The following is a 5,495-nucleotide window of genomic DNA, read 5'->3' as shown; positions in this document are numbered from 1 at the left end:
GCTGCCCGACGGGTGGTCGCTGGCCGACGGCGGCGCGGCCTGCGCCGGCCCGGCGAGGCCGGCCAGGAGCGCGACGGCACCGGTGACGGCCACCCCGGCCCGGCGGTGCCGGTGGGTCCGTCCAGGTCCGGTCGCCTTCGACGACGGCGCTGTCGCCCTCTGCTGCATGCCTGTCTCCCCGGGCTCGTGCGGCCGGGTGCTGCGAAGGGGGTCCCAGACGTGGATCCCCCCGGACCCGTCCAGCGCGATCACGCTAGCCGCAGCGGGGTGCGCGGCGCAGCCGGTTCGGCGCTCAGGCCGTTCGGCGCTCAGGCCGGGTCGGCCGGACCGGCGAGCGCGGAGAGCAGCGCCTCGGCGGCGTCCGGGCGGAGCCGGCCCGACGCGAGGGCCCGGTCGGCCGTCGTCCGGGCCAGCGACCGGTACGTCGCGAGGACGTCCGCGGCGCCGGCCGCGGTGAGCGCCTCGACGTGGATCGCGACGGTCTCGGCGTCGCCGCGGGCGACCGGCCCGGTGAGCGCGTCCTCGCCGCGGCGCAGCGCGTTGTCGAGCGAGGCCGACATGAGCGGCCCGAGCAGCCGGGCCGGCTCCTCGACCCCGGCGAGCCGCAGCGTCTCCAGGGCCTGCGCGACGAGCGCGAAGAGGTGGTTCGAGCCGTGCGCGAGGCCCGCGTGGTAGAGCGGGCGCAGCTCCTCGGCGACGACCACGGGCTCGGCGCCCATCTCGACGACGAGCGCCTGCGCGATGGGCAGCACCGGGTTCGGTGCGGTGACGCCGAAGCAGCAGTCGGTGAGCCGGACGACGTCCAGGCTCGTCCCGGTGAAGGTCATCGCGGGGTGCAGCGCGAGCGGGATCGCCCCGGACTCCACGGCCCGGCCGAGCACCCGCCAGCCGTGGCGCCCGCTCGTGTGGACGACGAGCTGGCCGGGCTGCCAGGCCCCCGTCGCGGCGAGGCCGGCGACGAGGTCGACGAGCGCGTCGTCCGGCACGGTGAGCAGGACGAGCTCGGCCCGCTCGACGACGTCCGGCACCTCGAGCACGGGCACCCCGGGCAGCATCGCGTCCGCGCGGTCCCGGCTCGCCGCGGAGACGGCCGAGACCCCGACGACCGCGTGCCCGGCGGCGCGCAGCGCGCTGCCGAGGACGGCACCGACCTTGCCGGCCCCGACCACCCCGACCCCGAGCCGGCCCGGGCGCCGCTGCGGACCACCACCGGGTGTGACGTCGGACGTGCCGGCCGGCCTCTCGTGCTCCTCCACGGCAAGCGACGTTAGTGTGCGCGGCATGGGACGGCACGACCGCATCGCCGAGCTGACGGCGCTCGAGGCCCCGGACGACGGGCGGCCCCTCGAGGTCGCCGACCTCGCGACGGGCTACGGCCGCACGGTGCGGGCGCTGCTCGCGGCCGGGACGGCGGCCTCGGTGCCGCTGCGGGTGCACGCCGTGGACGTCGCGAGCGCCCTCGACGACGACGTCCTCCACGACGAGCGCGTCCGGTCGGTCATCGCCGACCTCGAGGAGCCGCTGCCCTTCGAGGACGGCACCCTCGACCGGGTGGTGTCCGTCAACGTCGCCGAGCACCTCGCCGACCCGCGGGCGCACGTCGCCGACGCCTACCGGGTGCTGCGGCCGGGCGGGGTGCTGGTGCTCGCGCACAGCGACTGGGACACCGTGCTCTTCACGAGCACGGACGACGCCCTGACCCGCCGGCTCGTCGACCGGTTCGTCGTCTCCGTGCCGCGGTTCGCCGAGCGCGCCGACGGCTTCATGGGCCGCAAGCTCCTCGGGCTCGCCGACGCCGCGCCGTTCGACGTCGTCGACGTCGTCACGTGGGCCGACGCGCACCGCCGCTTCGACGTGGACTCGGTGGCCTGGAAGGTCACCCGCGGGGTCCTCGTCGCCGCGGCGGACGACCCCGAGCTCGCGCCGCTCGCGGCCGGCTGGGTGGAGTCGCTCCACGAGCTGTCCGACGCCGGCCGGTTCCTCTTCACCGTCACCGACGTCGTCCTCGTGCTCCGCAGGCCGGACGACGCCTGAGCGTCGTCCGGCCCGCGACCCGGGACGGGGGCGTCGCGGTCAGACCTGCGCGAGCGCCGCGGTCGGGCTGACCCCGGCCGCCCGCCGCCCCGGCAGCACCGACGCGAGGACCGCGGCGAGCAGCGCGACCCCGATGACGGCCGCGATCCGGCCGAGCGGGACGACCGGGCCGGCGACCGGGGCGACGCCGTGCAGCAGCGACACCGACCCGGCCCAGCCCAGACCCGCCCCGACGACGACGCCGAGCAGGCAGCCGACGACCGCGAGCAGGCCGGCCTCGACCGCGAGCCCCACCCGGAGCTGGCGGCGGGTCATCCCGATCGCCCGCGAGACGGCGGACTCCCGGGCCCGTTCGAGCACCGACAGCGAGAGCGTGTTGGCGATCCCGACGAGGGAGATGACGAGGGCGACGGCGAGCAGGCCGGTCGAGACGAGCAGCAGGATGTTCATGACCTGGACGACGGACGCCCGCTCGGCGAGCCCGCCCTCGTCGTAGAAGTCCGCCACGGCCACACCGCTCGCGCCGGCCTGCGCGCCGCCCAGGCCGACGAGGCCCGCGGACCGGACCGCCTTGTCGATACCGCCGCTCACGGCGACCGGGTCGACGCCGTCGGCCGTCCGGGCCCAGAGCGAGAGCACGGCGTCGCCGGCCCCGAGCCGGTCCAGCGTGGCGGACGAGACGAGCATCGCCGGCAGGTGCGGCAGCACCCGCGCCGTGAGCCGCGCCGAGCGCTCGCCCGAGACGAGGACGACGGGGGCACCGTCACGGACGCCGTCCGGCACGCCGGTGTCGGGCACGAGCACGACGGAGTCGGTCAGCGGGAGGTCGCCGCGGAACGTCGCCCTGAGCGCGGCCGGGTCTGCCCCGAGCACCCCGCCACCACCGCCTTCCCCGGCGGCGGCCGTCTGGAGCCTGCGTGCCTCGGTCACGGTCCCCGCGACGGCGACCTGCACCCCCCGCAGGCCGACCGCCGTCGTCACCCCGGGGACGCGGGCGACGTCCTCGACGGCGCGCGCCGGCAGCCCGACGGGCTTCGCCGTCCCCTCCGCACCGGTCATGAGGGCGACGTCGACCGGGCGGGAGGCCCCCAGGTCGGCCTCGACGGCCTGCACCGTCGTCGCGGCGCCCACGCTGAGGACGCTGATGAGGCAGACGCCCACGAAGAGCGCCGTGCTCGTCGCGGCCGACCGGGTCGCGTTCCGCCGGGTGCTCCCGACGGCGATCCGGGCGACCGGGCCGAGCCGGACCAGCGGGGCCCCGACGAGCCGGGTGACGGCCGGGACCAGGACCGGCGAGACGAGCACCACGGCGAGGACGAGCAGCATGCCGCCGGCCGCCGAGACGAGGACGCCGCGGGTGACCTTCCAGGCCACCGAGTCCACGTCGAAGCGGCGGTGCGCGTCGGCCNGAGACGAGGACGCCCGTCCCGCCGCCGCCGAGGGCGAGCCCGGCCGCGAGGGCGGCGCCGCCGGCAGCGCCGAGCAGGGCACCGGCCAGCAGCCGCAGCCGGCTCGTCCGGCGCACCTGCACGGCCGTGTCGGGCCGCAGCGCCGCGAGCGGGGCGACCCGGGTGGCGCGCCGGGTCGGGAGCACCGAGGCCCCGACGGTCACCACGAGGCCGAGCAGGACGGGCAGGACGACGTCAGAGGTGCCCAGCCGCGGTCGCAGCCCGGCGAGCACGCCGACGGTGCCGGACGCGACGGCCGTGCCCCCGAGCAGGACGACGGCCCCGATGAGCGCCCCGACCGCCGAGGCGACGAGGCCGAGGACCGTCGCCTCGACCCGCGTCGCGCGCCGGAGCTGGCGCCGGGTGGCGCCGACGCACCGCAGCAGGGCGAGGTCCCGGGCCCGCTGCGCGAGCAGGATCGTGAACGTGTTGGCGATGACGATCGCCGCGACGAGGGTGGCCACCGCGGTGAACCCGAGGACGAGCCGGCCGAGGACGTCGACGTCCTGCGTCTGCTGCCGCACCTCGGCGTCGACGAAGGCGGCGGCAGGTTCCACCCGCAGCGTCGGCGCGATCTTCCCGACGGCGGCCACGAGGCCCGCGACGTCGGCACCGGGCCGGGCGAGGACGTCGACCTCCTCGATGAGCGGCTCCTCGCCGTCCGCCCCGGCGCGGGCGGCCCAGGCGGCGACGTCCCGCTCCCGGGCGAGCACCGTGCGGCCGACGGGCTGCGGGCCGTCCGCACGGAACAGGCCCGTGACGACGAGGTCCGCCGGCAGCCGGGCCCCCTTCTGCGGGGCGACCTGCAGCCGGGTGCCGACCCGGACGCCGAGGTCGGCGGCGCTGCGCCGGTCGACGAGCACCTCGCCGGCCCGGGCCGGGGCCCGGCCGTCGACGATGTCGTACCAGGCCAGGCCCGCGTCGTCGGGGGCCGACTCGACGAGGCTGGGCAGCACGCCGTCGGGCCAGGCGAGCTGGAGCGACGTGCGCCGCACCGCGGACACCGCGGCCACGTCGGGGAGCGCCCGAACGGCGGCGGCCTGGGCCGCCGTCGGCCAGACGAAGTCGCGCTCCGGGTCGGGCACGGCGACGACGGTCGCGGCGCGCGCCCGGGGCGCCGCGCCGTTGCCGACGAACTCCTTGAGCGTCGAGGTGGCACCGAGGACGACCACGACGAACGCGACGGCGAGCGCGACCGCGAGCCCGGTGCCGACGAGGGACCGGCGCTGCAACCGCAGGCGGGAGAACAGGTACGCGCGCATCAGCCGGCCTGTCGCGTCTCGGCGCCGGCGATGGCCGCGGCGACGGCCTGCGGCGTCGGCGACTCGATCCGGCCGTGGATCCGACCGTCGGCGAGGAGCAGGACGCGGTCGGCGTAGGAGGCCGCGACCGGGTCGTGGGTCACCATGACGACCGTCTGGCCGAGCTCGCGGACGCTGGCCCGCAGGAGCGACAGGACCTCCGCGCCCGACCGGGAGTCGAGGTTCCCGGTCGGCTCGTCGGCGACGACGAGGGTCGGCCGGCTGACGAGCGCGCGGGCGATGGCGACCCGCTGCTGCTGGCCGCCGGACAGCTCCGCGGGACGGTGCGACAGCCGGTCGGTGAGGCCGAGGGTGGAGACGACGTACTGGAACCACTGCGGGTCCGGCGCACGGCCGGCGAGGTCGAGCGGGAGCAGGACGTTCTGCTTCGCGGTGAGCGTGGGCAGCAGGTTGAAGGACTGGAAGACGAAGCCGACGCGCTCGCGGCGCAGCCGGGTCAGGGCCTCGTCGCCGAGGCTGCCGATCTCGGTGTCCCCCAACCAGATCCGCCCCGAGGTCGGGGTGTCGAGGCCGGCGACGCAGTGCAGCAGCGTCGACTTGCCGGAGCCCGACGGCCCCATGATCGCGGTGAACCGGCCGGCCTCGAACTCGACGTCCACGCCGTCGAGCGCCCGGACCCCGGTGCGCTCGTCGCCGTAGACCTTGACCAGCCCCGCGGCCCGCACGGCCGCCGTCGCGGGCGGGCCCGCGA

5 protein-coding genes are annotated in these 5,495 nt (G+C 77.6%); 1 reads left to right on the top strand and 4 read right to left on the bottom strand.

All coding sequences use genetic code 11. The annotated features are described in order from the left end of the window. Positions 1-308: 308 nt before the first annotated feature. On the bottom strand, positions 309-1,256 hold the full coding sequence (locus EDJALFJO_RS00245) for a Rossmann-like and DUF2520 domain-containing protein (RefSeq protein ID WP_233149595.1): 948 nt from the start codon (positions 1,254-1,256) through the stop codon (positions 309-311). Positions 1,257-1,281: 25 nt separating this feature from the next. On the opposite strand from EDJALFJO_RS00245, the gene EDJALFJO_RS00240 reads away from it, so the two are divergent. Next, positions 1,282-2,034, top strand: coding sequence for a methyltransferase domain-containing protein (locus tag EDJALFJO_RS00240; protein ID WP_143448195.1), 753 nt, complete (start codon positions 1,282-1,284; stop codon positions 2,032-2,034). Between the two features lie 39 nt (positions 2,035-2,073). Here EDJALFJO_RS00240 and EDJALFJO_RS36200 read toward each other — a convergent pair whose 3' ends face one another. The 3 genes from EDJALFJO_RS36200 to EDJALFJO_RS00225 form a co-directional block, all read right to left on the bottom strand. Continuing rightward, positions 2,074-2,484: an FtsX-like permease family protein gene (locus EDJALFJO_RS36200; RefSeq protein WP_369812473.1), complete on the bottom strand. Its 411-nt coding sequence runs from the start codon at positions 2,482-2,484 to the stop codon at positions 2,074-2,076. 959 nt (positions 2,485-3,443) lie between these two features. After that, on the bottom strand, positions 3,444-4,744 hold a 1,301-nt coding region (locus EDJALFJO_RS36195; RefSeq protein WP_369812472.1), incomplete at its 3' end, for an ABC transporter permease. Then, positions 4,744-5,469 carry an ABC transporter ATP-binding protein gene (locus EDJALFJO_RS00225; protein ID WP_088281034.1) on the bottom strand — a complete coding sequence of 242 codons (726 nt, stop codon included), beginning with the start codon at positions 5,467-5,469 and terminating at the stop codon, positions 4,744-4,746. The genes EDJALFJO_RS36195 and EDJALFJO_RS00225, both read right to left, overlap by 1 nt. Between the last annotated feature and the right edge of the window lie 26 nt (positions 5,470-5,495).

The organism is Kineosporia sp. A_224 (assembly GCF_002198655.1).
Taxonomy (GTDB): domain Bacteria; phylum Actinomycetota; class Actinomycetes; order Actinomycetales; family Kineosporiaceae; genus R-H-3.
Note: the sequence above shows the minus strand (reverse complement) of the source record. Positions and strands in the feature narration are given on the sequence as shown.